Source organism: Sorangium sp. So ce131 (assembly GCF_051519095.1).
Taxonomy (GTDB): Bacteria; Myxococcota_A; Polyangia; order Polyangiales; family Polyangiaceae; genus Sorangium.
Map to the genome: position 1 here is coordinate 4846528 of NZ_CP150455.1, position 25362 is coordinate 4871889.

General features: G+C 71.9%; 18 protein-coding genes, 1 tRNA gene and 1 pseudogene. 10 read left to right on the forward strand and 10 right to left on the reverse strand.

From position 1 onward, the window contains the following. Nucleotides 1–96 precede the first annotated feature (96 nt). On the forward strand, nt 97–483 hold the full coding sequence (locus WMF43_RS17840) for a response regulator transcription factor (protein WP_437681634.1): 387 nt from the start codon (nt 97–99) through the stop codon (nt 481–483). A gap of 186 nt (nt 484–669) precedes the next feature. Here the strand turns inward: WMF43_RS17840 and WMF43_RS17845 are convergent, their stop codons facing one another. Beyond that, nucleotides 670–1434, reverse strand: coding sequence for a hypothetical protein (locus WMF43_RS17845; protein ID WP_437681636.1), 765 nt, complete (start codon nt 1432–1434; stop codon nt 670–672). Between the two features lie 169 nt (nt 1435–1603). Here WMF43_RS17845 and WMF43_RS17850 point away from each other — a divergent pair, with 169 nt between their 5' ends. Together WMF43_RS17850 and WMF43_RS17855 are read left to right on the forward strand one after the other, a co-directional pair. Continuing rightward, a complete protein-coding gene (locus tag WMF43_RS17850) occupies nt 1604–1924 on the forward strand; it encodes a hypothetical protein (protein WP_437681638.1) in 321 nt (106 codons plus the stop codon). Nucleotides 1925–2117: 193 nt separating this feature from the next. Then, a complete protein-coding gene (locus WMF43_RS17855) occupies nt 2118–2561 on the forward strand; it encodes an acyltransferase (protein ID WP_437681639.1) in 444 nt (147 codons plus the stop codon). A gap of 305 nt (nt 2562–2866) precedes the next feature. Here the strand turns inward: WMF43_RS17855 and WMF43_RS17860 are convergent, their stop codons facing one another. Both WMF43_RS17860 and WMF43_RS17865 read right to left on the reverse strand, forming a co-directional pair. Continuing rightward, nucleotides 2867–4354: a L,D-transpeptidase gene (locus WMF43_RS17860; protein WP_437681640.1), complete on the reverse strand. Its 1488-nt coding sequence runs from the start codon at nt 4352–4354 to the stop codon at nt 2867–2869. 619 nt (nt 4355–4973) lie between these two features. Beyond that, nucleotides 4974–5741 carry a S1 RNA-binding domain-containing protein gene (locus tag WMF43_RS17865; protein WP_437681642.1) on the reverse strand — a complete coding sequence of 256 codons (768 nt, stop codon included), beginning with the start codon at nt 5739–5741 and terminating at the stop codon, nt 4974–4976. Nucleotides 5742–6123: 382 nt separating this feature from the next. Here WMF43_RS17865 and WMF43_RS17870 point away from each other — a divergent pair. Continuing rightward, nucleotides 6124–6196 (forward strand) — tRNA-Lys (locus tag WMF43_RS17870). Between the two features lie 169 nt (nt 6197–6365). On the opposite strand, the pseudogene WMF43_RS17875 reads toward WMF43_RS17870, so the two are convergent. Next, nucleotides 6366–7160: pseudogene (locus WMF43_RS17875) on the reverse strand (tyrosine-type recombinase/integrase); the annotation flags it as partial. A 1272-nt stretch (nt 7161–8432) separates the two neighbouring features. On the opposite strand from WMF43_RS17875, the gene WMF43_RS17880 reads away from it, so the two are divergent. Beyond that, nucleotides 8433–9791 carry a hypothetical protein gene (locus tag WMF43_RS17880; RefSeq protein WP_437681644.1) on the forward strand — a complete coding sequence of 453 codons (1359 nt, stop codon included), beginning with the start codon at nt 8433–8435 and terminating at the stop codon, nt 9789–9791. A gap of 116 nt (nt 9792–9907) precedes the next feature. On the opposite strand, the gene WMF43_RS17885 is transcribed toward WMF43_RS17880, so the two are convergent. After that, entirely contained in the window at nt 9908–10336 is a 429-nt protein-coding gene (locus WMF43_RS17885) for a hypothetical protein (RefSeq protein WP_437681646.1), read from the reverse strand. A gap of 174 nt (nt 10337–10510) precedes the next feature. Then, nucleotides 10511–11584, reverse strand: a complete 1074-nt coding sequence (locus tag WMF43_RS17890) for an RNA polymerase sigma factor (RefSeq protein ID WP_437681648.1) — start codon at nt 11582–11584, stop codon at nt 10511–10513. Nucleotides 11585–12096: 512 nt separating this feature from the next. Between WMF43_RS17890 and WMF43_RS17895 the strand changes: the two genes are divergently transcribed. From WMF43_RS17895 to WMF43_RS17905, 3 genes are read left to right on the forward strand one after another with little or no spacing between them, the layout of a single operon-like run. Continuing rightward, nucleotides 12097–12930, forward strand: coding sequence for a hypothetical protein (locus WMF43_RS17895; RefSeq protein WP_437681649.1), 834 nt, complete (start codon nt 12097–12099; stop codon nt 12928–12930). 59 nt (nt 12931–12989) lie between these two features. Then, complete coding sequence (locus tag WMF43_RS17900; protein ID WP_437681651.1) at nt 12990–14585, forward strand: hypothetical protein; 1596 nt, start codon at nt 12990–12992, stop codon at nt 14583–14585. 37 nt (nt 14586–14622) lie between these two features. Continuing rightward, the gene (locus WMF43_RS17905; RefSeq protein WP_437681653.1) at nt 14623–16173 is read left to right on the forward strand and encodes a hypothetical protein; all 1551 of its coding nucleotides are present in this window, start codon (nt 14623–14625) and stop codon (nt 16171–16173) included. A 234-nt stretch (nt 16174–16407) separates the two neighbouring features. On the opposite strand, the gene WMF43_RS17910 is transcribed toward WMF43_RS17905, so the two are convergent. The 3 genes from WMF43_RS17910 to WMF43_RS17920 form a co-directional block, all read right to left on the reverse strand. Then, on the reverse strand, nt 16408–17820 hold the full coding sequence (locus tag WMF43_RS17910) for a PGRS family protein (RefSeq protein ID WP_437681654.1): 1413 nt from the start codon (nt 17818–17820) through the stop codon (nt 16408–16410). 226 nt (nt 17821–18046) lie between these two features. Then, entirely contained in the window at nt 18047–19072 is a 1026-nt protein-coding gene (locus WMF43_RS17915; RefSeq protein WP_437681656.1) for a tetratricopeptide repeat protein, read from the reverse strand. 766 nt (nt 19073–19838) lie between these two features. Further along, nucleotides 19839–21929, reverse strand: a complete 2091-nt coding sequence (locus tag WMF43_RS17920) for a protein kinase domain-containing protein (protein WP_437681657.1) — start codon at nt 21927–21929, stop codon at nt 19839–19841. Between the two features lie 89 nt (nt 21930–22018). On the opposite strand from WMF43_RS17920, the gene WMF43_RS17925 reads away from it, so the two are divergent. Further along, nucleotides 22019–23533, forward strand: a complete 1515-nt coding sequence (locus tag WMF43_RS17925) for a hypothetical protein (RefSeq protein WP_437681659.1) — start codon at nt 22019–22021, stop codon at nt 23531–23533. A gap of 226 nt (nt 23534–23759) precedes the next feature. On the opposite strand, the gene WMF43_RS17930 is transcribed toward WMF43_RS17925, so the two are convergent. Further along, complete coding sequence (locus WMF43_RS17930) at nt 23760–24116, reverse strand: hypothetical protein (protein ID WP_437681661.1); 357 nt, start codon at nt 24114–24116, stop codon at nt 23760–23762. A 967-nt stretch (nt 24117–25083) separates the two neighbouring features. On the opposite strand from WMF43_RS17930, the gene WMF43_RS17935 reads away from it, so the two are divergent. After that, a complete protein-coding gene (locus tag WMF43_RS17935) occupies nt 25084–25326 on the forward strand; it encodes a hypothetical protein (RefSeq protein ID WP_437681663.1) in 243 nt (80 codons plus the stop codon). The last annotated feature ends 36 nt before the right edge of the window (nt 25327–25362 follow it).

Here is a 25362-nt window from a genome sequence, read left to right on the forward strand (position 1 = left end):
TGGGGGGATATCGTGGCAGACGGGTGCTGTGGAACCGGGATGGAGAGGACGGCGAACGTCGCGCCTCGATCCGAGGTGCCGTCGGAAAGGAGCCGCGTGGTACGGCGCAAGCAGATCTTGATCGTCGACGATGATCAAGAGATCCGGGAGATGCTCGAGATCACGCTGATGGAGGAGGGCTACGACGTCCTCTCAGCGGGCGACGGCGAGGCCGCGCTCGCCCTGCTCGACCGTCACAAGCCGAACCTCATCCTGCTCGACATGCGCATGCCGGTGATGGACGGCTGGGGGTTCGCGCGCGCCTACGCGTCGTGCCCCGGTCCGCGCGCGCCGATCCTCGTCATGACGGCGGCGGTGGACGCCGGCACATGGGCCCGCGAGGTCGGCGCGTGCGCGTCGGTGGCGAAGCCGTTCGACCTGAACCGCCTGCTCGACTCGATCGCCGCGCACGCCGGCTCCGCGCCGGGGGCGGGCACGGCCTGAGCGGCGGCGAGCGGACGTGCGCGCTGGGGCGTGGAGCGGTTTGCTGAGGAACGTACGCGGCCGCTGGAGCGGCGCGTGAGGAGCGGACGCGCGCGCTGGAGCGGCGCGTGAGGAGCGGACGCGCGCGCTGGAGCGGCTCAGGCCGGTAGATGCCGGCCTGAGCCGCCCTGCGGTTGCAGTAGCAGGTCAGCCGCCCGTCGCGCGGCGCATGGCACACATGAGGTCGCCGCCGCACGGGTCGGCGGGAGCGCGGCGCCCGGCGTCGCCCTGCGCCGGGGCTCCGGAGCGCGGAGTCTGCGGAGCGGCCGCGCCGGGAGCGCGCGAGCGGCCCGCCGGGGCGCGCGGCGGGGCGGCCGCGCCGGGCTCCTCCGCCGGGACGGCGCGCTCGGTGGGCAGCTCGACCTGCGCGAGCTCCGCGGGCGCGGCGGCGGGCGACTCGACACGCGGGAGCCGCACCTCGATCGAGCTCACCGCCGCCCCGATGCCCGTCGCCGCGGGCGGACCGAGGTCGGCGCGCGGCGACGAGAAGCCCACCGTGAGGGCCGCGACCGCCGCCGCGGCGGCTGCGAGCAAGGCGGCGCCGGAGTGGGCACGCCACCCGCGCCGCGTCGCGTGGGCGGCGGGCGCGGCCGATGCGGCGGCGCTCGCGGGCGACGCAGAAGACGCCAGCGCGTCGGGCGCGGGCGGCTCGCCGAACGGGAAGATCGGCAAGACGTCGAGGACAGGGCTGCGGCCGCTCTGCTCGGCGGTCCTCAGCGCGGCGAGGTCGATCAGCCCCGACGACACGTCGCGATCGTCGTCCGCGGAGCGCGGCGCGGGCGAGGTCGTGGCGGCGGCGTCCTCCCGGGCCCTCACCGCGTCCAGCGAGAACGCGACCGAGGTGTCTTCTGTGGGGCTGGCGGCTGCGGTTTGGTGATCGTTCCTCCAGTCGTTGTGATGCGTGCTCTTCATGTTGCTTCTGTTTCTGCCGTACCGGCCGAGCGCTGGAGTCGCGGCCCCTCCGCCAGCCGGTCGGCGAGTCCTTTCGTGAGTTGGACATGCGCACGCGCGCTCGCTTTGGCCACAGGTGCGCGATCGATCGCGCGCGCTCCATGGGGGACGGTCTCGAGGTGTTCTCTCCGTGCGTGCCGTTCTGTCGCGCCTTCATGCGCCGCGTCCGAGAGCGCGCGCACGTCCTGAGCGCGTCATCGGCGAGCGCGTCATCGGCGAGCGCGTCACCGACGAGCGCGTCACCGACGAGCGCGTCACCGGCGAGCGCGCCGCCGGCGAGCGCGCCGCCGGCGAGAGCGCCGCCGGTGAGAGCGTCACCGGCGAGAGCGCCGCCGGCGAGAGCGCCGCCGGCGCATCGTCCGGAAGCGCGCGCCGTCTAAGAGAGCGCGTCGTCGAGCGACGGCGCACATGGCGACGGATGCTCCCGCAGGGAACATCGGGGCGCACCTGAAGCGCGACCGCCGTAGGCGGTCGCGATCTTGCGAGCGAGCCTCGGACGCCCATACTCTCGTCGCTCGGATCGCCGAGGGCGTGCAGTCGTCGGAGTATCGGACCGCGGGCGCTCGGGGAAGTTGGTTGCGATCGGGGCGTTCCTCGTCGAACAGAAGTTCCCACGCAGACGCGAATCGGATACTTGAGGTGAGATGAAACCTACACGGCTCTTCACGGTTCTGGGGGCGATGCTGTTCCCCCTTGCGGTGGTTCTGGCCAGCAACGGGTGCAAGGACGAGGAGGAGCTGCCGCCGCCTGTGCCCTCCGCGCCGGCCGTTCCGACGCCGGCGCCGACGCCGACCCCCACGACGGCGATCGTGCCCGAGGAGGACGCCGGGGTGGACGCGGCCGACGCGGACGTCGCGGACGCGGACGCCGGAAAGAAGGCGACGGGCACCCCCGACCCGGGCGGGATCCGCAAGTGCTGCGCGGCGCTGCGCCAGAACGCGAAGTCGGCGCCGCCCGAGCAACAGGGCGCCTACCTCGCCGCGGCCTCCGCGTGTGACGGCCTCGCGAACTCGCCGCAAGGCCGGCAGGCGCTCTCGACGCTGCGCGGCCTGCTGCTCGGCGCGCAGATGCCGGCCTCCTGCCAGTAAACGCAGGAGCGGCAGCGGCAGAGCGCGGGCGGCGCGACCGCTCGCCGGAGAGATCCGGCAGAGCGGGCTGAGCCGCCCGCGGCGGTGCGGAGCGACGCCGAGGAGGTCGGCGCCGCCGCGGTGAGCGCGCGTGGTCTCGCTGCGCGTGGGCGGGTGGGCCAGGTGCACACTGCGCGGCAGATCTCTCGGCGGATCTCGCCGTCGGGGCGCGGGCCGGCCTCGCCGTGTGGGACGGCCGTCGCCGGGGAGCGCGCCGTCGGGTCAGCCGTGCACGTGGACGAGTCGCCGGGGAGCGCGCCGTCGGGTCAGCCGTGCACGTACACGAGCGTGCCGCCGCCCTCGATGTTGAGCGCGCCGTGCCACTCGGGCGGGACGGCAGGCTCGGTCCACTCGAAGAGCCAGGCCGCGTCGGCAGGCGCGAGGTTGATGCAGCCGTGGCTGCGCGCTTTGCCGAACTCGTCGTGCCAGTAGGCGCCGTGCAGGGCGTAGCCCTCGTGGAAGTACTGCGTGTAGGGCACGTCGCGCAGGTCGAACGCCTCGGACGCCTCGTCGTCGCCGTCCATCGTGGTCGAGACGTGCTTCGCATGGATGCGGAAGGACCCGCGGACGGTCGCGTCGGTCTCCTCGGGATCACTCATGCCGCTGCGACCGCTGGAGATCAGCGCCGCGAACACGGGGCGCGTGCCCTCGTACGCGACGAGCACCTGGCGGCGGATCGAGATGTCGATCCACTTCTTGCCCTGGCGCGCGAAGCCCTGCGGGTCCTTGCGCAGCTCGGCGATCACGAGGTGGCCCTCGGCGAGCCATGAGCCGTCGGTGGTCTCGAGCAGGCCCTTCGAGCCACCCCGCGTGCGGCCCGTGAGCACCCATCCCGAGCGGAACGGCGCGAGCCCGGCGTCGACGAGGCCGCCACCGGACGCCGAGGGGCGCTGTTTGCTCGCACCGTGGGCGCGGACGAAGGCCGGGGCGCCTTTCAGGGCCGGGTCGATCTTCGGGTCGGTGCCCGGCGGAGCAGGAGGGAGAGGAGAGTCCGCAGAGGGCACGACGGTCTCGGAGAGCTCGTCGGCGGGCTCGGAGGGGCGGTCGGTCGGGGGGGCGGACGCCATGGGGGACGCGGGCGCGGGTGCGGCGTCCGAGGCGCTCGCCGGGCCCTCGAGGTCGACGTCCCTCTCGAGGTCCTTGATGACGATGCCGCGCAGCGCGCTGAGGCGCGCCGGGCGCGTGCGGTCGAGCGGGATGAGATCGAGCTCGGTCGTGAGGCCGAACCGGCGGCCCGTCCACTCGAAGGTGGTGATGAGGCCGAACGCGGAGCTCTCCTTGGCGCGGCCGGTGTGCACCGAGTAGTGCAGCTTCTCCTCGGCGCCGTACGGCTTGGGGAGATCCCGGCCGGCGAGCAGGAACTCCGGCACCGGATCGAGCGGCAACGACGAGGGGGCTACGGCGGCGCGGGCGAGGTGGACGTTGAGCGTGGAGCCCTCGACGCGCGCCTGGTCCTCGCGGGTCGGGAGCCGGAAGTAGAGGTGCGGCGGCGGCGAGCCCGACATGACGTAGTGGTACGGCGCAGGCGCGCCGCGGCGCGGGCCGCGCACCGCGGCGGCGACCACCTGATGCTCGAGCGCGAGCGACGCGCCCTTGCCCACGCAGACGTAACCGCGCGGCGCGATCCGGTACCAGCCGCCAGCGCAGCCGTCCGTGCCGGCGGGGAGCTCGGCCCGATCGACGACCGCACCGGCGCGGAGATAGCCGAGCTTGGTCGAGCGCTCGTCGGGAGCGACGTAGATCCAGGTGCGCATCGCGATGCTGGCGATCTTGGCGCCCTGGCCTGGAAGGGTGGCCTCCTTGGGGGCGGAGCGGGCGGCGGCGAGGAGGGAGGAGGAGGCCGAAGCGGAAGCGGGGAGCAGGTCGGAGGAGGACGCTGCGGGGCCCGGGAGAGCGGCAGGCGCGGAGGAGGCGGGGGGAGCAGGGGAACCGGTCGAACCGGGGTGGTCGTCGGTGGCCCTGCCGGGAGGATCCTGCGCCGGGGAGCAGGCGGCGGCGAGGAGGGCGAGGGAGGCGAGCGCGCGGCCGGTGAGGGCGGCGAGAGGGGGGGCGGACGGGGAGGCGCCGGGGAGGCCCGTGGGGCGAAGAGACGCCGCGCGGGAGAGGGACGCCGCGGGATGAGAGCGCCGCGATGCGAGCAGCGATGCGGAGGCACGAGCGAGGGAAGGCATCGAAGCAGGGGCAGAGCGGAGAGAGCAGGGCGCGAGGCGCCAGGGAGCGACGAGCAGGCGCTGGAAGCTGAGGTCCGTGCGGCTGACGTGCCGAGCGCAGCGCTGCGCGCGCGAGGTGTACGCTCAACCGCGGGGAAGATGCAATCTCCTGCCGGCCGGAGGAGCGGCGCCGGGCGGCGCCCGGGAGCGATCGCTGGCGGGGCTAGCGCTTGACCTTCTTTGCGAGCAGGTCGCCCAGCGTCCCGAAATTGCGAGGGGCGGGCTTCCCCGCCTTGTCGTTGCCGCCGGCGCCGGCGCCGGAGCGCTCGGCCTTCGCGTAGGACTCGAACTGGCCGCGCTCCTCGTCGACGCGGAGCGCGGCGATCGACAGGCGGATCTTGCCGGTCTCGTCGACGTTGAGGATCTTCGCCTCGACCTCCTGCCCCACGGTGAAGTGCTTCTTCAGGTCGGCCGCGCGAGGCGTCGCCGTCTCGGCGGTCGGGACCAGCCCGCGACCCGAACGGCCCGAGGTGCCGGCGATCTGGACGAAGATGCCGTAACGCTCGATGCCCGTCACCTTGCCCTTGACCCGCGCCCCCTCCACGAGGAGCGGCGCGCCGCCCGAGGCCGACGACGAGACCGAGAGCGACGTCGCGCCGTCGCCGTCGTCGCTCGCGCGCACCACGACCGGCGTGAGACGAACCTGGCCCGTGCCCGCGTCCACGCCCGAGACCACCGCCGAGACGCGCGAGCCGACCGACACCCGGAGCTTGCCCTCACCGTCGCTCAGCGCGACGCGCTCGAACATGCCCTCCTGCTTGCCGCCGAGATCCGCGAAGACCGCCTCGCGCGCGATGGCGACCACCGTCACCTCGACCGTCTCCCCCGTGTGGTACTGCCGGCGGCGCTTGCCAGCTCCCTCGGACTGCTCGAACAACGACGCGAAGGAATCTTTGGGGGTGGCGGACGACGAAGGGCGTGACGGGGACATGGCGGGACCTCATAGCGCGAGGCGAGGGCGTGAGGAAGCCGCGGCGAGGGGGAGGCGGGAGGAAAGGCCGCGGGGCGAGGCGGAGGGGGCCGGAGGGGCGAGGGGGGTGACGTGGGGGAGGGCGAGGGGAGCCGTGACCGGGACGGGCGGGGGAGGCGGCGGGGCGATGGGCCAGAGCGAGCGGGGTGAGCGGTGGCGAGAGGGGAGAGCGCCGTGCAGGACGGTGGGGGGAGGCCGGATCGAAGCGAGAGTTGGATGGGGGCGGGAGGACGGGGGCGAGGGGGAAGCGGCGATCGGAGCAGGAGGGGGCGCGGAGAGAGAGGGGAGAAGGATAAGGTGGAACCTGCCGGGGCCTTCTGCTAGCTTCGCCGGCCGCTGAATCGGGTCGATAGCTCAGTCGGTAGAGCTGCGGACTTTTAATCCGTAGGTCCAGGGTTCGAGTCCCTGTCGACCCACTGAATGATTCCGCGAGGTTAGACGCGAAACCTCAGGCGGGATCGAGGGGGAGGTGGGCAGCAGCGGTGCCCACCCGGGCGTCTGGCGGACGGCGCCCTTGATGGCCGTCTCGCTCAGGTGCGCGTAGCGGTGCGTCGAGGCGATCGACGTGTGGCCGAGGTGCTCGCGGACCTCCTCGAGCGTCCAGCGGCGGCCCCACCAGCCGGCGACGAGCGAGCTGGCGCAGCTGTGGCGGAGGTCGTGCCAGCGGACCGGGCGGGTGATGCCGGCGGCGGCAAGGTGGCGGTCGAAGAGGTCGACCTTCTTCTGCTTCCGGCGGCCGGTCGGGAGGGTGACCATCTCGCTGCGGATGAGCGGGGTCTTGCCCTTGGAGACGCGGCCGCCGCGGGCGCCCGGGAAGACGAGGCCCTCAGGGTTGTGCGGGGCGTAGGTGGGGAGGAGCGCGAGCCAGCGGCGGCAGATGTCGACGGCGTCGGCGGAGAGGTAGACGCGGCGGATCTTGCCGTTCTTGGGGGGCTGGTTCTTCGAGCCGAAGCGGACGACGACGTGCGGGGCGTCGGCGTCGAGGCGGAGATCGGCGAGCTCGAGGTTGAACTGCTCGCCCTGGCGGAGGCCGGTGAGGAGGGCGAAGAGGATGATCAAGCGGTCGGCCTCGGGGATGGCGTCGCTGGTGCGGAGGCGGTGCTGCTCTTCCGGCTCCAGGTAGGTCCAGGGCTCGACGGTGGCGTCGCGGGCGCGGCGCTTGGTGGCCTTCTGGACGCGCTTCTTGAGCGCGGCCACGGGATTCGTGGTGATGTGCTGCGGCATGGCGTCGTCGAGCATCTGCCGGAGCAGCCCAATGACCTGCTTTACCGTGGCGGGGGAGAGCGGTTTGGGAGCGCGGTAGGGTGTCGCGGTCAGCTTCTTCTGGAGGGCGCATATCCAGGCGTCGACGTCGCCCGCCGTGATCATGACAAGTGCCATGCTGGCCAGCGGGGAGTTCTCGATATGTGTCCGCCAGCGGCCACGGTCGGTCGAGATGCTGCGCAGGCCGTCGAGCCGCTCTCGGCGGTCGAGCCATTGCTCGCCCCAGGCTCGGAGGGTGATGCCGGCGACGTCGCTGGCGCGCGAGTAGACGGCGGCGCGCAGCTCCTAGGCCTCCTCCCCGGTCGCGCAGGAGCCTATCCGGCGGCGCTCGCCGTTGATCGTGACGCGGACCAGATGCCGGCCTTTGCGTTGCTCGCCCATGCGGCCCTCAGGGTAGCACACCGAGCTTCTTCAGCGCGGCCGTGGCCCGGGCCTGCGTCAGCGGAGACGCTGCGGGCAGAGCCGCGGCGCGAGAGGGCCGGCGGACCGGGCGAGGGAGCTCCGGCCCGGGATCGTTCGCAGCGGCTTCGATCATGTGCGCGAATGCGCGGAGGAGACGCGCGAGCTCGCGGGGCGTGAGGAGACGATCCTCATGCCCGACCAGGTCCTTTCTTGCTGCATCGCCTTTCATCGTCATTCCCTTGGGTTCGTGCGCGCGTGGCCAGCGGAAGCTAGGATGGGTTGCCCCTTCGCCGCCGGCAGCTCGTGCGACGGGGCTTGGCATGGCCCGCTGTGGCATCGGTTCGAGGCGAGCCTGATGCAGGGCCCGCCGAGGTGCACAAAAAGGTATCTCTGGCGGGAGGTGTCTCGGAGCGAGACGTCCTTGTCCACGAGCGCGAAAAATCGAATTAGAACGCGAACTTGCGCGCGTGCAGATCAGCCGCCGGGGGCGGTCTTGAGGGGCTCAATTTTGTATCTCGGAGCGCGCGAACGTGCGGGCAGTCGGCCGCTCGTCGTCAGGCTCGAAGCGGCTGCGGGAGCGGCGTCGAGGTGACCGGTCTGCGCGTCGTCTCCGGTTGCAGCGCCGTGGTCCTGCTGTCCCCGCCCCTTGCACCCCTTGCACGCTCGCTGCCCAGCGACGCGAACGTTTGTTCGCCAGTTTACGTCCGAGATCCGTCGCCATGGTGGTCGGGCGGTGTGGAAAAACATGCGGCTGTCCGTAATGTTGTTGCTGTTGGATGTCTTTCCGGTTGGGTTCTCGATCTTCTCAGCCGATTTTCGATTTCGCGAGTGGCCGTCTTCCACTCGATCTAGAGTGTCTTGGGCACCGCCGGCGATGCTGAATCGGAACGGACATTGCGGTAGGGTGTGCACGCCATGGCAAATCCGAGTCCGCGAGCCTCGAAGGATCCCGAGTTCCGCTCGGTCGCTTCAAAGGCACGCCGTGTCATGCGGGATCTGAGGTACCGCAAGGTCGCCGACCTCGGTCTCGACTGCGATATCTGGACGGTGCGCACGGCGGTGCGAACCACCGCTCTCCGGAACCGACGCGCGACGCGCCAACGCCCGACCCCCGAGCCTCTTGTGCCCGGCGACGACGTTCCGCTGTCGAACGAGGAGGTAGAGGTGGCCTTCCGCGGTCGATCCGTGACGAGCTTGCCATGGATTCGACAGGCGGCGGCCGTGCTCGACGCACGGCGGGCGCCGATGACCGCCGAGGAGATCGAGTCCTTCCTCGCCGGGCTCACCACGTACCGAGAGAAGCTCGGCCCGCGCAACGGGCCAGGCATGAGCGACCTCTTCCTCACGGGTGAGGACGGGCGACTCTCGCTGAACCCTGGCGCGCCGGGGCTGGTCGCGATGCGGCGGGCGGTCCGCGGGCTGCCGCAGGCGGTGCTCGTCGAGCGGGAGCAGCCCACAGCGTCGGGGACGCGCTGCGTGGTCCGTCGCGTGGAACCGCAACCCGACGCGAAGGCGCGACGAAACGCCGAGCTCGAGGAGATCGCGCGCATGGCCCGCCGCGCCGTCCTTCGCGTGGTGCCTTCCGCAGAGGATCCTCAGGCCGTGGCGGTGCTCGACGTCGGCCAGCGATCGATCCAGACCTTCCAGACCTTCATCGGTCGCGACGTCGCCGAGCTCGCCGGTCGGCTCGAGCGCTTCAACGTGATCGCGGGCCTCCACATCCACGACACGCTTCACGCGTTGGGGTTCAACGCCGACCACCGCTGGGTGGTGGAACTGGAGCCGCCGCAGAAGTCGAGGTGGTTGAACTGTGCAGGGCGCGCCCTGCAGATCACGCCGGAGCTTCTCATCGCCGGGACCACCCGCATCCGCCGTCCGCTGGGCGAGCCCGAGGCGGTGGCGCGCTACCTTCTGGGAGGAGACCACCGGCGGCTTGCGCGTCAGATCGAGAGCGATGTCAAGGCGCTTCACGCCCTTTACCAGTATGGTGTCCTGCATGGCGCCGTTCGCCTTCGTTGGGGCTCTGTCGACGAGATGCTGGCCACCGACTGGGCCCTGCCCGGCGACGTGAACCTCCGCCAACAGCTGAAGAGCGCCCACGAGAAGGACGCGGTCGTCGATCTGGTGGTGGGGAGGGCGCCGGGTTGGGTCGATCCGTGGTGGCAAGCGAGGCGCGTCCGCATCCTCGACGCCAGATTCCCTGAGGTCGTCGTGATCAAGGTCGAGCGGGGAGCGAAGGTCCTGGTCGCAACGCACGAGATCCAGGCGATTCGCCTTGCTGCTGAGGACGTCGAGCCGTGGGCATGGCACAGGATCCGAGCTCGAAACAATCGGAACAAGCTGTAGGAGAGCGGGCTTCCCGGCGTGAGGGACGCCGCGGCTGGGCTCGGTTGTGCCGACGGGTTCGACGCGGGCGACGACGGGGCTTCGACGAGCAGCTGATGGCGCAGCATTGGCGCACATCAACCATTTACACCGGCTCTCGTGGCGAGTCTGTACACCTGCGCGGTCCAGACCAGAACCGCGTGGGCAGCGCGGGCGGCGGGGTCCTTGGCGCCCATCACGTCCAGGATTGTAACTATTCGCTGTTGTCCTTCTTCATCGACCTCAGCCCAACGGGTCAACGCTTCCTCGAGCGGTGAGATGCGACAGATCGGCACACGGGCTTCAGTGGCTTCGGGCTCGTTCCGATTTCCAGGGGTCGCCTCGTCGAGGACCAATCGAGCCAACGTCAGCAGCGCTGTCGCCACCTTGCCTGCTGGAGCGCTGTAGTAAGCGTTGAAGCCCTCTTCGATGAGAGCCTGTACGTGGCTCTTGCTCAGTGGAACAATGCGCCACTCCATTCGCTCGGTCAACTGCTTGAGACTTGAGCGGTGATTCTCGGATTCCATGTATACTCCGCTGGGTCGCCGGCTGCGCTTCCGCTCGTAGGCCGGCTTCCGTGGACGGGGGTCGGCGTCGGGCTGCTCCGGGGCTTCCTACACCTGGCAGCGTCGTGCTCAATTCTGCTATCGACGACAGCATCGGAGCTACCGCCTTTTAACCGCCAGTGAACAGCCGACGCTTCAGCGAATCTGCTTCAGTAGCGCTTCGCGCTCCGCAGCGAACGGCCCGCGCGGAAACTCCCGCGCGTGGGCCTCGAGCAGCCGGCGCGCCTCGAGGTAACCGAGGGCGGTATGGGCCTCGATTGCCCTCCGGGCCTGGTTGACCAGGCTCCTCTCCCGCTGGCTGACGGCGGGGCGCACGGCGCCCCCCGGCGAGGCGGGACGAGGAGCCGTCGTCACCGCGGGAGCGGCCGTGCTGCTTACGACGACCCCAACGCCCGCGTTGCGATCTCCGGCCGGCCACGAGACCGCGTGCGCGGCGATGGCGGCGCCGTCTGCTAGAGCGGGCGCCCTGACGTCCTCTGCGGTGGGCGCCGTCTCAAGCGCCCGGACCGCCGCCGGTCGCAGCCACGATGCCAGGCCGGCCACGGGCGCCACGCCGGAGACGAGAGCGCCCGCCAGAACGACGAACGCACCCTGCACGAGGAGCCTCACCCCGAAACGGCGCAGGGTGGCCACCCACCACGCGCGATCGGGGAACCCGAAGGCGAGCGGTGTCGCAACGCAGGCGTCCTCTTCCCAGCCGCGAGAATGCTGCTGCGCCTGCCACCGACGCGTCTGCGCGTCCAGCTCCTCGCGCGCCCGCCGGTACTGCGTCTTCACCGTCTGGATGTTGAGCCCGAGCTCGGCCGCGATCTCGACCAGCGGAGTCTCCTCCAGCTCGTGCCTGATGAGGATGTCCCGGTACTTGGGGTCGACCTGAGCGATCAGGTGCCGCGTGAGCTCTGCCCGCTGCCGCAGGCGGAGCAGGTCTTCCGGCGTGGGGCCCCCTCCGTGGGGCTCGCGCTCGTCGAAGGACGTCAGGACCTCGCCGCGGCGGCCCGAGTCGCGCACATGATTGCGCGCCTGGTTGAGCGCAATCGTGACGCGGTACGGCGCCGAATCCCCGCCCGGCTCGATCCGCTGCTCCGCTTCCAAGCCCCGCAGCAGTGCCTCTTGCGCGACGTCCTCCGCGTCTCGCGCCGGCACACCGCGAAGGATCACCAGGCGCCGGAAGAGGTCGAAGCTGATGGACGTGAGCGCGCGCTTGGCCACGGCGGGTAGCACACCTGAGCCGCCCCGAAGGGTTCAGAAAAGTGAAGGCGCGGCCAACTTTGGTCGGATAATGTGTGCCAATGTGGCAGAGTTGTGTGCCCCTTCTCCAGTTCCGTCGCGGTGGAACGGACTAACGCATTCCGGGATGGATCGGTTCTTTGTCGCCATGGATCCATTTGACGGAAACCACTGAGGGTTGACGCCGCGAGGATGGCGTCAGTACCGTCGCGCACATGCGGTGCGCCCTACGTTCACTGGCGATCTGTTTGATGCTGGGTGCCGCCACCGGTTTTGTGAGCCCGGCCAGCGCTCAGAGCATTGCTGGGACGCCGCGACGAAGCGATGGTTCGACAGTGAAAGGCCTTGTACGCGCTGGGCAGAGGGCTCGTGCAGCGGGAAAATGGACCGAGGCATATGATGCCTACAAGGCGGCCCTGGATGCAGCAGAGCCATCTTCGACCACGGCGCGAGAGCGCGCGGAGATCGCCGGGGAGCTCGGGTTCTGTGCGCTGATGTTGCGCAGGTACCGCGATGCGGCCGAGCATCTCGCCTGGAGCCTTGAGCAACGCGAGGCGCTCCCTGTAGCCCTCCAGCTTCGCTTCGAGGACGGATTGCGGAAGGCAACGGCGCAAGTCGCGACGTTGTTGCTCGCGACCGATCCGCCGGACGCCGAGGTGCTCGTCGACGGCAAGTCCGTAGGCAGGACCGCGCGGACCCACAAGCTGTTCTTCGAGGCCGGGCAACACATGGTGCGGGCTCGCGCGGCGGGACGTGAGGAATCGCTCCAGATGTTCACCGCCATGCCGGGACAGGAGCACGAGATGCTGATGCAGTTGCCGCGCTCCTCAGGTAGCACCAAGGACGCGGCGGCGGCAGCACCGAAGGGAGCACACAAGGCGCTGAGCTCTACGCTCGCTGTTCGGTCGCAGGCCCCCAGCCCGTGGGCCTCGTGGCCGGGGACGCTGCGTATCGCGGGAATCGCTGTCACGACGGCTACCGTGTCGGTGGGCAGCCTCCTCATGGTCCGGGCCAGCAGGCTTGACGGCGATCTGAGCGAGCTGCGGGACGGGCTCAACCGCGACCCGACCACAAGCTCGTCCATGTGCTGGCAAGCGCCGCAGCGCTCCGCGTGTGCTGAGCTTCTCCGCCTGCGCGACGAGCGCAACCTCTCCGGAGTCGCAGGCACGGCCCTGGTCATCGCAGGGGGCGTCATCGGGGCGGCGACCGCCGCGTCGTTCTTCACGGACTTCTCCTTCCTGGGACACACGCCCGCTCAGGAGCGGATCCACGTCTCGCCCGTGGCGACCGGGCACGGGATGGGCGTGAACATCGGGGGGCTGTGGTGAGGACACCGGGAGCCGTGGAGACGCGTTCGCAAGAAGGCCGAAGCAGGAGGACGTCGGTCTTGGCTCTCACGCTCTGCGCGTGGAGCGCCAGCACACTACCGGCGTGCACGTACGCCGATGTTTGCTGGGAGGTGTATGCGTGCGCCCCGGATCCGGAGCCGCCGCCCGGACCGTGCGAAGGACAGCCCCAGAGCGCGCCGGCGCTCGACAAGTGCGGGGTATTTGTCAGCGAGAACGGTAATGACAGGAACCCCGGCACGAAGGGCGCGCCGGTGAGGACCTTGCAACACGCCGTCGGGCTCGCCGCGAGCGGGCGAAGCAACGGTGAGACGCCTACCCGGCGCGTGTACGCTTGCGGCGGGACGTTCGAGGAGGCGATCACGTTGCCCTCGGGTGTCGACCTCTGGGGCGCCCGTCTCTGCGACGGCGGCGGTTGGTCGTACGGGGGGTCGTTTGCTGGGCCCGATGAGTTGACCACCATCGCGCCGCCGGTAGGAATCCCGCTGCGCGTCCTCGGGGCAGAGGAGGACGCCACGGACGCCACGTCCATGATCTTCGGCGTGCGTGTCGTGGCGGCCCCTGCCTCCGCGAGGGATGGCAAGTCGTCGATCGCGGTGAGCTTGAGCTCAGGCGCCAGGGCCGTCGTGCGATCGAGCGAGGTGCAGGCCGCCGACGGCAAGGACGGCGAAGCGGGAGAGGACGCGCCCGCGGACCGTGCCCAGGACGGCGCGCTGGGCAACGACGGCGCGGACGCCTGCACGGCGGACGTCGTGATGGGGGCCCGACCGGCCGTGACCGTTTGTGGAGATGGCACCGAGTCGACGGGCGGATACGGGGGTGATGGCGGGATCGATGCGGGCGGCGATGGCACCACAGGACAGCCAGCACCCGCGGAGAATCCGGAAGGCCACGGCCTTGGGGGGGCCGGCGCCGCGAGTGAGAGATGCAAGCCGGGTGAGGATGGAGCCAAGGGCGACGACGGCGCCCGTGCTGCCGGCGCCGCTGGCGTGGGTTACCTCGATGTCGACGGCTGGATCGGCGTTCGTGGCGGGGACGGAAAGAAGGGTGGCATCGGCCAAGGCGGGGGCGGCGGCGGCGGCAGCAAATCGCGCGGTCCCATGACGGCTTGTCGCGCAGGTCTGCCGCAGGGCGGCGCGGCCGGCGGCTCCGGGGGCGGCGGCGGCTGCGGTGGCCTCGGAGGCAAGGGGGGCGGCTACGGCGGTGCGAGCATCGGGATCGTTGCGTTGCAGGGGAGCGTCCTGACCATCGAGGACAGCGAGGTCGTCGCGGGCGATGGTGGCCGCGGTGGCGTCGGCGGAACGGGCCAACTGGGCGGCGTTGGTTCGTACGGTGGCACCTTCGGAAAGCCACCTGCCGGCAACAGTCACATGTGGCCCGCGTGCAGCGGCGGTATTGGCGGCGACGGTGGTCGCGGCGGCGATGCCGGTGGCGGCCTCGGCGGCCACTCGCTCGGGATTGCGTCGGTAGCCGCCACTGTGACACTTGCCTCGGATGCGATCGTCACCCACGGCAGTGGCGGTGAGGGGGGGCTCGCCGGCAACGCAGCCTCGGGGGACGAGAGGAGCCAGGGAGCTTCAGGACGTGCCGATTTTTGGTATCGGTTCGATGCCCCCGACCCGGAACCGCCGCAATGAACCGCCAGGTGCTGGCGCCTCGCCACTGGAGATGCCGATGAGATGGACGACCGTTGCAGCCCTCTCCCTCATGTTGTCACCGTGGGCGACCGGCTGCGGGACTGCCCCCGGTCCAAGCGATGCGGGCGGACCGCCCTGCGATGGCGCCTTGTGCCAAGGCGATGAGCCGCCGGAATCGGTCTGCCTGGAGCATATCGCCTCCGGCATTCTCGACGATGGTTGCGGCGTGTTCGTCGCCAGGCTCTACGGGGGCGGCGATGACAAGAACCCCGGAACGAAGGCGAAGCCCCTGCTCTCCGTTCAGCACGCCGTCAACCTGGCGCGCACCCGACGAGGGCGCGTCTTCATTTGCAATGGTAGCTTCAGCGAGAGCGTGCGATTGCCGTCTGGCGTCGATCTCCTGGGAGGATTCAACTGCGTGCACTGGGTGCGCGACGAGAGAAAAAAGGTGTCAACGCTGTACAGCGGAGGCACAAACTACGCCGGTCCGCTGGTATTCGTCGAGCCGGCGAGCCCGAGCGATACGGGCGCCGCGGACGGCGTATCGACGCTCGCCGACATGTTCCTGGACGGGAATGGGCCGATCTCGATGATCATCGAGCCGAACACGGCCGTGGAGATCATCCGGAGCGAGATTCAGGCCGACTACGGACCGCCTGGCGCTGATGGCGAGGAGTGGCCCTGGCCGAACCGAGCAGCGACCGGCCCCGACGGGCTCTACGGCGGGGACGCGTGTACCGCCGCCACGGTCGCCGGGGGGCCGGCGGTGGTGAACCCCTGTGAGGGCGGCGCGCCGAGCACCGGCGGCGAGGGCGGCGATGGGCTGCCCGACGGCGCCGAGGATGGCGACGCCGGCGCCCCGGCCCCGACGCTGAACCCCACGAACTCAGGGCGCGGCGGTCATGCAGACCGGGAAGACGTCGGTTGCCACAGCGGGTCTCCCGGGAGTTCTGGAGCCTTGGGCACGGTGGGGGCGGGCGGTGAGGGGATCGGGCGCATCAGCGAGACCGGGTGGGAGGGCGACACGGCAGGCGAGGGCGGCAGGGGCATGCCCGGTCAAGGTGGCGGCGGAGGCGGCGGCCGTCGCGGCGGGCTCGCCGTGTGCGGCGTGGCCTCGAAGGGCGGCGCCGGCGGCGGCTCCGGAGGCGCCGGCGGCTGCGGCGGCCGAGGCGGTCAAGGGGGCGCGAACGGGCACCCGAGCATCGGGATCGTCGCGCTCAACGCGGCGAAGCTCACCGTGCGCGACAGCGTGATCACGGCGCGCGGCGGGGGACCGGGTGGCGACGGGGGCCCGCCGGAGCGCGGTGGACCAGGCGGTCGAGGAGCGCCGGGGGGCGCCGTCGGGGACGGCACCTGGTCGTGTGGCGGGGGGACGGGCGGCTACGGGGGCGAGGGCGGTTTCGGTGGCCCAGGGCGTGGCGGCGACACGATAGGCATCGCCTACCTCGATGAGAACCAGCTCACCCTGGAGGGGGTCACCTTCGAGATCGGACCGCCGGGCAAGGGCGGCATGAGCTGGGACTGGAATGGCGACACGATCGCGGGGCCGGACGGGACCGCCGCCGAGACGCTGCGTTTCCCTGAGTAGGATCAGCGCACGGGCCGCACGCGCCCGCCACGCCGCCGTCCTGGCACCGCAGCCACGCCGCCGGTGCCGACCACGGCCACGACCGTTGCCGCCAGCGCCACACCTGCAACGGCGCCGGTCAACAGACCTGACCACGCGCTGCTATGTCCGATCGAATCGCCGAGTCGAGCCGCCTCGAGCGCCGTCACCGCGCGCCTCGCCGTCAGGCTCCGGTCAGCGTTCGGCCACTCGCGCTCAGCGCCGCTTGTTCTGCTCGAACGCCATTGCGTCGGCCTGGACCCCTGGCGAGCCGCTGTGCTCCGCGTCCGCACCGACGCCACCCGCGCCGGCCTTGCCTACCGCGAACGTCACGCCCTCGGTCGGCGGCGCCGCGCCCACGTGCGCGATGCCGACCGCGTGCCCGCCCAGCCCGCCGCCTCCGGTGCCGCCACGCCCGCCGGTGCCGCCCGGGCCTCCGGCGCAGCCTGGCCGTAGCCTCGTGGCGCCTTCCGGTAAGCCGCCGCTAGGTCCGCCCGCGCCTGCCGCGCCGCCGTCCTGGCCAGGACCGCCAGCGCCGCCGTCTCCGGCGCGGCCGGTGGCGATCGTCACGTCCTGGAACAGGAGCGTCGCGTCGAGGCTCACCAGCGCGATGCTCGACCCGCCCGCGCCGCCGCCCCTTCCGCCGGCGCCTCCGCAGCCGCCAGCGCCGCCGGAGCCGCCACTGGCGCCTCCCGCCGAGCCAGCCGTGCACTGGCTCGCGGCGACGCCTCCCTTGGCGCCGCCGCCACCGCCGCCGCCCTGTGCAGTGGTCCCGGGCGCGCCTTCGCTGCCCGCGACCCCCGTGTAACCGCTCGGTGCGATCTCACCAACACCACGCGCGCCGGCGCCGGGTTCTCCCTCGATGCCGCTGTCGCCCGCGGTGCCAGGCGTGCACGCTGCAGCGACCTCGCCTGCGCCGCCGTTCATCCCGCTGCCCGGATTACCGGGGCTCCCCGCGCCGCCGCTGCTCTGCAGCCCAACGCCGCCGACACCGCCGAGCGAATCGTCGCTCGGATCCTCCGGCGCGCCGCACGCATTCACCGGTGCATTGGCCGGAGCGACGATCTCGGCCGAGCACGCCGCATTCCCCGCGCTCCCGTCGCCTCCTCGCTGCGCCGGCTCCGCGTGCGCCGCGCCGTCTTCGCCCGGCGCCGCGTCGCCTGCCTCGAGCGCGCAGCGCACCAGCTCCACCGCCACCGCCTCCGCCACGGCGGCGATCGACGACAGCCCGCGCTTCTCCGGATCGCTCGCGTCGATGCTCCGCGCCAGGATCGCCACGTCCTCGACCCGCGCCACTCCCTCGCCGCCCCGCAGCGCCAGCGGGATCACGCCCTCGATCGCCGTCAGCGTCGTCCTCGCGCTGTCGCTCGCTCCCGCGTAGGCCCAGCCGCCCGCGCAGTCGAGCCCGCCGTAGAGCGTCACCCCCGCCGGCATCTCCACCGCCGCCTCGACCTCGAACGTCTCGGCGCACGCATACACCCGCCCCGTCCTGTTCTCCCGCGCCCGAGCGATCGCCGCCCCCAGCGTGCCCAGCGGCGCCGCCTTCGTCCCCTCCGCGCCGTCGTCGCCGGCCGCCGCCACGAACACACCGCACGCGTCGTCGACCGGCGCTCCGCTCTCGCTCGGCACGCACCTCGACGGCGCGCCGCCGCCCTCGGTCGCGCCCGACGCCTCCGGCGGACAGGTTTGCGACCGCTCGCACGGCGAACTGCATCCCCCCGCCAGGCTGCCCCCTACCGCCGCCATCCCGAGCGCCGCGCTCGCTACCGCGACCTTCCAGCCCCTCGCTCTCGGCCTGCCTCGCATCGGCTCCCTCATCGCGCCCAGCGCTTCACCCTGCCGCCGTTCCCACACGTCAGAAGCGCCCCGCCACGCCGACCCCACCGCTTCCTGGCGCAAGCCACGGCGCCGCCATCACCTGCGCGTTGCCCTGGCTGTCTCCCGCGGACCTCGACCACAGCACGTACCCCGCCGTTGCTGCGATCGCCGCACCCCCCACCACGTACCCGATCACCGCCGTGCTCGTGAACGCATCGAGCTGGTCCACCGCGTCGCCGAGCCTCGCGCACGCCGCGCTCTGGCTCTGGTAGCAAGCCGACCGATTGCCGTCTCCGACGCGCAGCGGCCCGTCGATCTCCATTGCCTTCGCGTTTGCCGCCAGCGTGAACCCCACGCCCACGCCGAGGCCCACCACCCCGAGCGCTCCGCCGATCACCATCGGCACCAGCGGCAGCCGCGCCCCGCCCGCTGGCCGCTCCGGCGACGCGCTCGCTGGCGGTTGCGGCGCTGCGCTGTGGGGTGGCTCCGCGCGCGGCGGCGTCGTTGACGCGCCCAGATTCCCCTCCTCAAGCACCACCTCGACGGACGCCGCGCCGCCCTTGTCAACGCGCACCTGGCGCGCCCCGAAGCGGCTGCCTCGCCGCGCCGATACCGTGTGCATCCCGGGCTCCACGAACACCGGAGCCGGCAGCGGCGCGACCCCCACCACCTCGCCGTCGACCAGGATCTCGGCGCCGTTCTCGAGAGTCGCGATGGACAGCGCGCCCACCTGCGCGCGCGCCGCCGCGTACAGCGCCTCGGCCGACCGGATCTCGGCCGCTGGCGGCGGCGGTTGCTCCTTGGGCGCCTCGCGCAGGTAGTGGGCGAGGTGCTCGGCCGCGTCGCGGAAGCGCCCTAGCTTCATCTCGGCCTCGGCGAGGTTGCCCGCGATTTGCAGGCGCTTCTGCAGCGCCCATGCCGCGAGGTACGCCACGCGCGCCCGTTCGTAGTCGCCGCGCGCGTAGTGCGCGTTGCCCTCCTTGTGCAGCTCGCGCACCTTCTCCGTCATCACGTCGCCCGGCGCGCTACCGGGCGCCGCCAGCGCGACCGTCGGCGCAGCCATAACGAGCGAACTCGCGACCGCGATCCGTGCGATGGACTTTCGAAACATCGTTCAGTACCTCGGCGGCCCCGCGAAGGGCTCTGGCATCGATGTCGCCGGCGCCGCCGCGGTCGTCCGTGGCGGCGGCATCCTCTGCCCTGAATCGCCGGGTGCCGCAACGGCGTTCGCGCCGCGCGCCGGCGCGCGGCGCGCGAGCGCGGGCGCAGCGCCACTCGGCGCGGGTGCAGCACCACTCGGCGCGGGCGCAGCAGACGGCACTCGCGCCGCGGTCGCGAGGCTCGTGGCGCTACTCTCGACCGGGGCGTTGGGAGCTTCCGCTACTGGTGATGGAGCCGGCGCGCTCGACGACAGAAGAGGTGCCCCGGGCCCCGGCGCGCTCGACGACAGAAGCGGCGCCACGGGCGCCGGCGTGGCGCTGGGCGCGACGGGGCCGGACGGAACGTCACGCGGAACGAACAGCCAGTAGATGAGCAGCGCGGGCGCGCTCACCGCCGCGGCGGCGCCGGCGATCGTACCGAGGAGCCGCCATCGACTCGGGCGGCTGGGCTCCTTCCGGTGCGCCTCCGAGCGCGCCACGGGGCGCACAAGCGCGGCTTGCTCGGCGGGGCCGAGCGGAGCCGCGACGATGGGCGGTGCCTCTTTCACCCGCGAAAGCGCCCGCCGCATGTTCTCGTCCGAGGCGGCCCGATCCGCGACGCGGCGGAACGTCTCCTCGGTCGGCAGGTACTTCTTCAGATCCTCGTCGCTCATTCCGGTCGGACCTTCTCTAGAACGGGCGGCGCGGCGTCGGCGCACGTCGCGGCGCCGACGCCGCAGGGTGCGGGATGCGCGGTGCCGGCTTGAAATACGGCTTCTCCTTCACGAGCTTCTCCTCTTCTTCCGCCCACGCGTCGCTCGCCTGCGGCGCCCTCGCCGCGGTTGATGCCTTCGTCGGCCTCGCCTTCGATGCGGCGCTGCGCGGCACCATCCCCGCCCGTGCCGTGGAGGGCGGCGCCGCCGCCGGACGGGCGCCGCGCAGCAGCGCCGCCGGTGCAGCCAGCGCCGGCACGGTGGGGCGAGACGCCGTGTCGAGCGCCACCTGCTGCGCGGCGGCGGGCTCCGCCGCCGCCGGGGGCTGTGGTGCGGGGTGGGGCGCTCCGTCGACCGGCGTAGAGGCGCCCAGGAACGACGGCGCGCCCGCCGGCACAGGCGAGCCCACCGGCGACGGCGGTGCATGCTCGGTGGCCGACGGGGCGAGCGCGGCGCTGTCGCGTGGCGGTTCGACCGACGATGTCTGTCGAGGGACGATCCACAAGGCGGCGAGCGCGCAGGACAACGCGCTCGCGCCCATCACGAGACCGACGCGGCGCTTGCGCCGCATTTCGGCTGTCGCCTGGCTCGGCGCATCACCTGCGCCGCACTCCCGCGGCGACGAACGCGTGGCGCTCGGCGCTGCCTCGCGCTCGAGTCGCGCGGGCAGGGCGGCCGGCGTCGCCTCATCCGCAGGCACCACGCCCTTCAACGGCGTGCCCACGGCCTCTCTCGACGCCGCTTCGCGCGCGCCCGTCCAGGTGGCGGCTGCCATCTCGCTCGGCACCGCCGCGCCGCTCTCCGGTGGCAGCGGCGCCGTCACTGGCGGCACCGGCTCCGCCGCGAGCGGCGCCTCGGGCCAGGCACCGGGCGGCTTGCTGGGCGCCGCCGCCGGCGGTGTCGGCGGTGTCGGCGGCGCGGACGGCATCCGCTCGGTCGTCAGCCAGCGCGGGCTCCGCGCCGCCGCGGCATCCGGCGCCGCTCCGGTCGTCGCCGCGCCCGCGCCTGCCGTGAGCAGCTCCCGCTCCGCGGAGGGCTGGTCCGGCGGCAGGAACGGGAGCACCGCCCCCGGCGGCCGGTACCCCGCGTCGAGCGGCGCCGTCGCGAGGTGGACGGCCTCCGCCGCCGGGAGCAGGCGCAGCGACGGGATCGAGGCGCGCACCTTCGGATCGAGTACGGGGTAGCCCTCGGCCTGCGGGGGTTGCGCAGAGCAGCCGTCGAACTCCCGTGTGAGCGCGTCGAACGCCTCGTTCGCACTGGGCCGCTCGTCCGGCGACTTCGCCAGCATGCGCGCCACGAGATCGCTCAAGCTCCTCGGGGCACCCTCCCGGATCGCCTGGGCGAGCGGCGCGGGCACGGCGTGCACCTGGTTCGCCCAGACCTCTTGCCGCGGCGGCAGCTCGCCGGTCCTCTCGGCGAACGCGTGCTTGCCGGCGAGCATCTCGTACAGGATCAACCCCGCGGCGTAGATGTCCGCGGGTCGCCCGACCGGCCGCCGGAGCGCCTGCTCTGGCGCCATGTAGTGCACCGTCCCGAGATCCGAGAACACGTCGCTCGACGCGAGCCCCCCGACGCGCCGCGCGAGGCCGAAATCGACGACCTTGACCAGGCCGCTCTGCATGACGAGCACGTTCTCCGGCTTGAGGTCGCGGTGCACGATGCCCCCCTCGTGCGCGACCCGGATCGCGTCCAGCACCTGGATCGCGATCGAGAGCGCGACGCGCGTGTCGAAGCGGCGCATCGCGTGGAGCATCTGTCGCAGCGAGACGCCGTCGACGTGCTCCATCGCGATGTACATGACGCCGTCGCCGGTGACCCCCGCGTCGTAGAGCCGGACGATGTTCGGATGGTTGAGGTCGGCGAGCACGCGCGCCTCCTTGCGGTGCCCGCGCAGGAAGTCGGCGTCGCTCGTCCGCTCGGGCCGGACGACCTTGAGCGCGACGGTCCGGTCGAGGTACTCGTCCACGGCCTCGTAGACGCGCCCCATCCCGCCCTCAGCGATGAGCTTCACCAGGCGGTACTTGTGGCAGCGGCCGTTCTCGCCGAGCCGATCGTCACGGCGCTCCATCCCCGGTTCCCCACGTGCCTTGCAGCGCACGAGGCCCGTCCAGGTCAGCACATCGCCCGGCGGGCCAGAGGCCCGCGCCATGCCCCCCGATGACCCTGCGCGTCAAGAGGAGAAAGCCGTCGGGACGCGGCTCTTCCTGCCGGGTACCGGCAACGCCTGCCGCACCGCGGCCGGGTGCCGCAGAACTTCTCGCTTTCCCCTGCCGCCTGCAAGCAGCGCTTGCCTCTTCCCCCTGCCGGCACCCCGACGCCGTCGTCTGCAAGGCAACCTTGCTGTTAGATCGAGCGGCCATGCCCCCTGGTTCCGGTGATCGCGGCCCTCCTCCTCCGGTCGCACAGGTCGCGCAGACGGAGGAGATCGAGTCGGTGAGCTCCGAGCTGCTCTCTCAGGCTCCGGCACTGCCGTGGACGACGGCGGACCACGGGCCGGACAGCGCTTCGCGCGCGAGCCGCTCGACGCCAGCGCCGTCGTTCCGTAGGCCTGCCGCCCCTCACATCTCCACGGCCCCGATCACAGCCACGGCGCCGCTGCTTCTGCCGATCGTGCCCTCGACGACGACCGCTGCGGTCTGCTTGACCGAGCCGCTGCCTCCGTCTCCGCCGCCATCAACGACGCGCGATGCCATCGCTCCGGCCGTGGAGGCGAGCCCGTGGGCCAAACGCGGCACGGTGCCGGCACTCCCTGTCGGGCAGATCGCCGGGCCAGTCGAGCGCACGGGCCGCGACGCGACACCGGGCCAGTCCCTCGGCGCGGGACTCACCGTGCCGGGGCCGCGGTCGCCGTCCCCAGCGCAGGCGTCCTCGCCCGCGCGTCGCGTCGAGATCGTCGAGCTTCTCTGGTTCGATGCGAACGCGCTCCCACGCATCCGCGCCTCGTGGAGCGACCTGATCCTCGAGCTCGACGTCGAGGCGCTCGAGCCGCGGCACGACGCGCCACCGAACGACGCGGGCTCCCATAAGGATCACCACCACCTCTCCGGCGTGCTCACCGATGGCTCACGGATCGAGCCGAGCGGCGTGCCGCAGGCCATCCTCGCGGCCATCAGCGAAAAGGGCCGCTTCACGCCGCCGCTCGTGCTCGTGGAAGGCGAGCTCCGGTTCGTCTTCGACGAGATCGAGGCGCTCAAGGCGACTCTCGCCGCGGTCTCCCCGCTTGCAGGCATGGACAGGAGCCTCAAGGAGGCCGTGGACCTGGCCTGTGAGCTCTTGAGGTCGCCCTACCCCGAGGGAGCGACCGGCGCCGCCGCCACCTTGATCCAGCAAATCAAGGAGCGACTTCCGCCTGCGGACCGTTCGCCGGCCGCGGCGCGCATCGAGTCTCAGGCGGAGCGGCTCCTGCTCGAGCAGCGGCGATATCAGACCCGCACGCTGCTGGGCGACACATGGATCCGCGCGCTGCTCGGGGCGGGCGCACAGGACGCGCTGCCGGTGTACCTACCGAAGCGCCTCGCGCCGTGGCTGCCGATGCTGCCCAGGCTGCGCGTGCGCCTCGTCGCGGAGGCGCACCTCCAACAGGACCACGCCGAAAGCAGCCGGTATGCCCTCAAGGCGCTTGCGCTCGGCAGGGTCGCCGCCCTGGACGAGATCCAGGGCGGCGGGCCGTGAGCTGACCCGCGCCTCACCACGGAGCCCTGGATCGCAGCTGCTCCGTGGGCGGTCTCCAGGAAAGGCGAGAACGTCAGCCCGCAGGCGATCCAGCAACCCTGATGCTTGCAAAGACGCGGTCGAACACCGGGTGAGCCGTGCGGCCTCATTCTTCGGTATCATGGCCGTGAAGCTCATCGCTCCGGGCCGGCGCCCCGCCATGGACAAGAGCCGCTGCTCGATCGGCCTACTCCTCCACGAGGTCGTCGTCGGCGCGTTCACCTTCGGCTTCGCTGTCGGGGTCGCACTTGGTGAGGACGTGGTACGCGAACAAGGATGCGAACTCGCGGAGCCTGCTGGCCTGCTGTTCGGCGGCGTCGTCTCCGTGGGCCTGCGCGGTGGGGCTGCTCTGCTGGTCATCGTCCCGGGGCTTCTGCTTCTCGCTGGGCCGCACGCGGGGGTACGCGGGTCGTCCCCTCCGGCGCTTGTTCGGCTCGGAGGCATGCGGCTCCTCAGGTGTCGGCATCCGGCGCGGCGCACGCTCGCCCGCGAGCATCTTCCGGGCCCGCTCCTCCTGCTCCACGAACGTGGCGGCGTACGCCACGAAGCGCAGCGCATCGAACGGACGCCGGCCTTGTCGAGCGCTTCGCCCAGAAGGGGCGGCAGCCGGGCGATCCTTGCGTACTGGCTCCGACGCGCGTGCGACACCTGCGCGCGCACGTCACGCGGCGCGCCGTGGAAGGCAACGCACCAAGCGTACGTGATGCATTCCGGCAACAGCAGCCGCAAGCGATGGTTCTCGTCGTAGTCGCAGACCGCTGTGAAGCGGGGCGGCGCGGGCCTCCTGCGGCGCTGGAAGCCCTTCCCGTTGCCGGCGGGCGTGTGCTGCGCGATGCGCTCGGCTTCGGCATGCACGCGCTCGCGCTCACGCGCTAGCTCCGCCTCTCTGCGCTCGAGCGCCTGCTCCCGTCGTACGAGCTCCGCGCGCGCCTGCTCGAGCTGGTAGCGCTCGCGGGCGATCTGCATCTCCTGCGCGTAGCGGGTGGTGCGGTCCTCGGTGAACAGCTCAACGACGGCCGGCGCAGCAGCGGCGAGCGCCGGCGCGGCAGCGCCAAGGACCTCGAGCAGCGGCGGGGGCTGAGGTGGCTTCAGGGGAGGGGCGTCCATCCGTGCCAGCGTACCGATGGATGCGGTCGGATCGAGTCCACAGCCTATTTACGACGGCGTAAACCGACCGCAGTTCGATCGTAGTCGTTGTCAGATGCCGAATGATTTCCGGTACTTGGCCGTCCAGTCAAGCGGGGCTCGGTGCGGGGTCGCGCGCCAAGAGCAGGCATCGCGCCGAATGGCAGAGATGGCGTTTTTGGGGGGTGGCTCGTTTCTTGTCTGCGGGTTGTGCCGTACGAACAGGCTTCCTGGCCGCGCTGCCGTCAGTGCGCCGCCTCTGCTGCTTGCCCACGGCGCCACGTGTTCCGACGATCGAGTGGCTCAGATCCATCCGCGCGCGGGTGTGATCCTGCTCGACGCGGCGCCTGTCAGGTTTCGGAGCGGGCCCCTCCTTTGGTTTTCAGGTGCGCACCGGCATCGCGAGATGGCGCGCATTCATCCCCGCGCGGCATCAGAAGCGATGCTGTCAAACCATCGTGCAAGCGCGCGTCGAAACGCCGGGGCGCCCACCAAGCCCGCCGAACGCAGCCGACCGGATCGAAGGCTTTCTTGGGCGTCCTTCCATGATGGCGAGGGTGATGGGCGAAACCAGAATTATTCCGGTGGTTTACTGGTGGGTGGAGGCCGAGCCGTTTAACCAGGGTTGAGCCGAAGCGTGCGTGGCGATTTGGCCTTGACGTCCT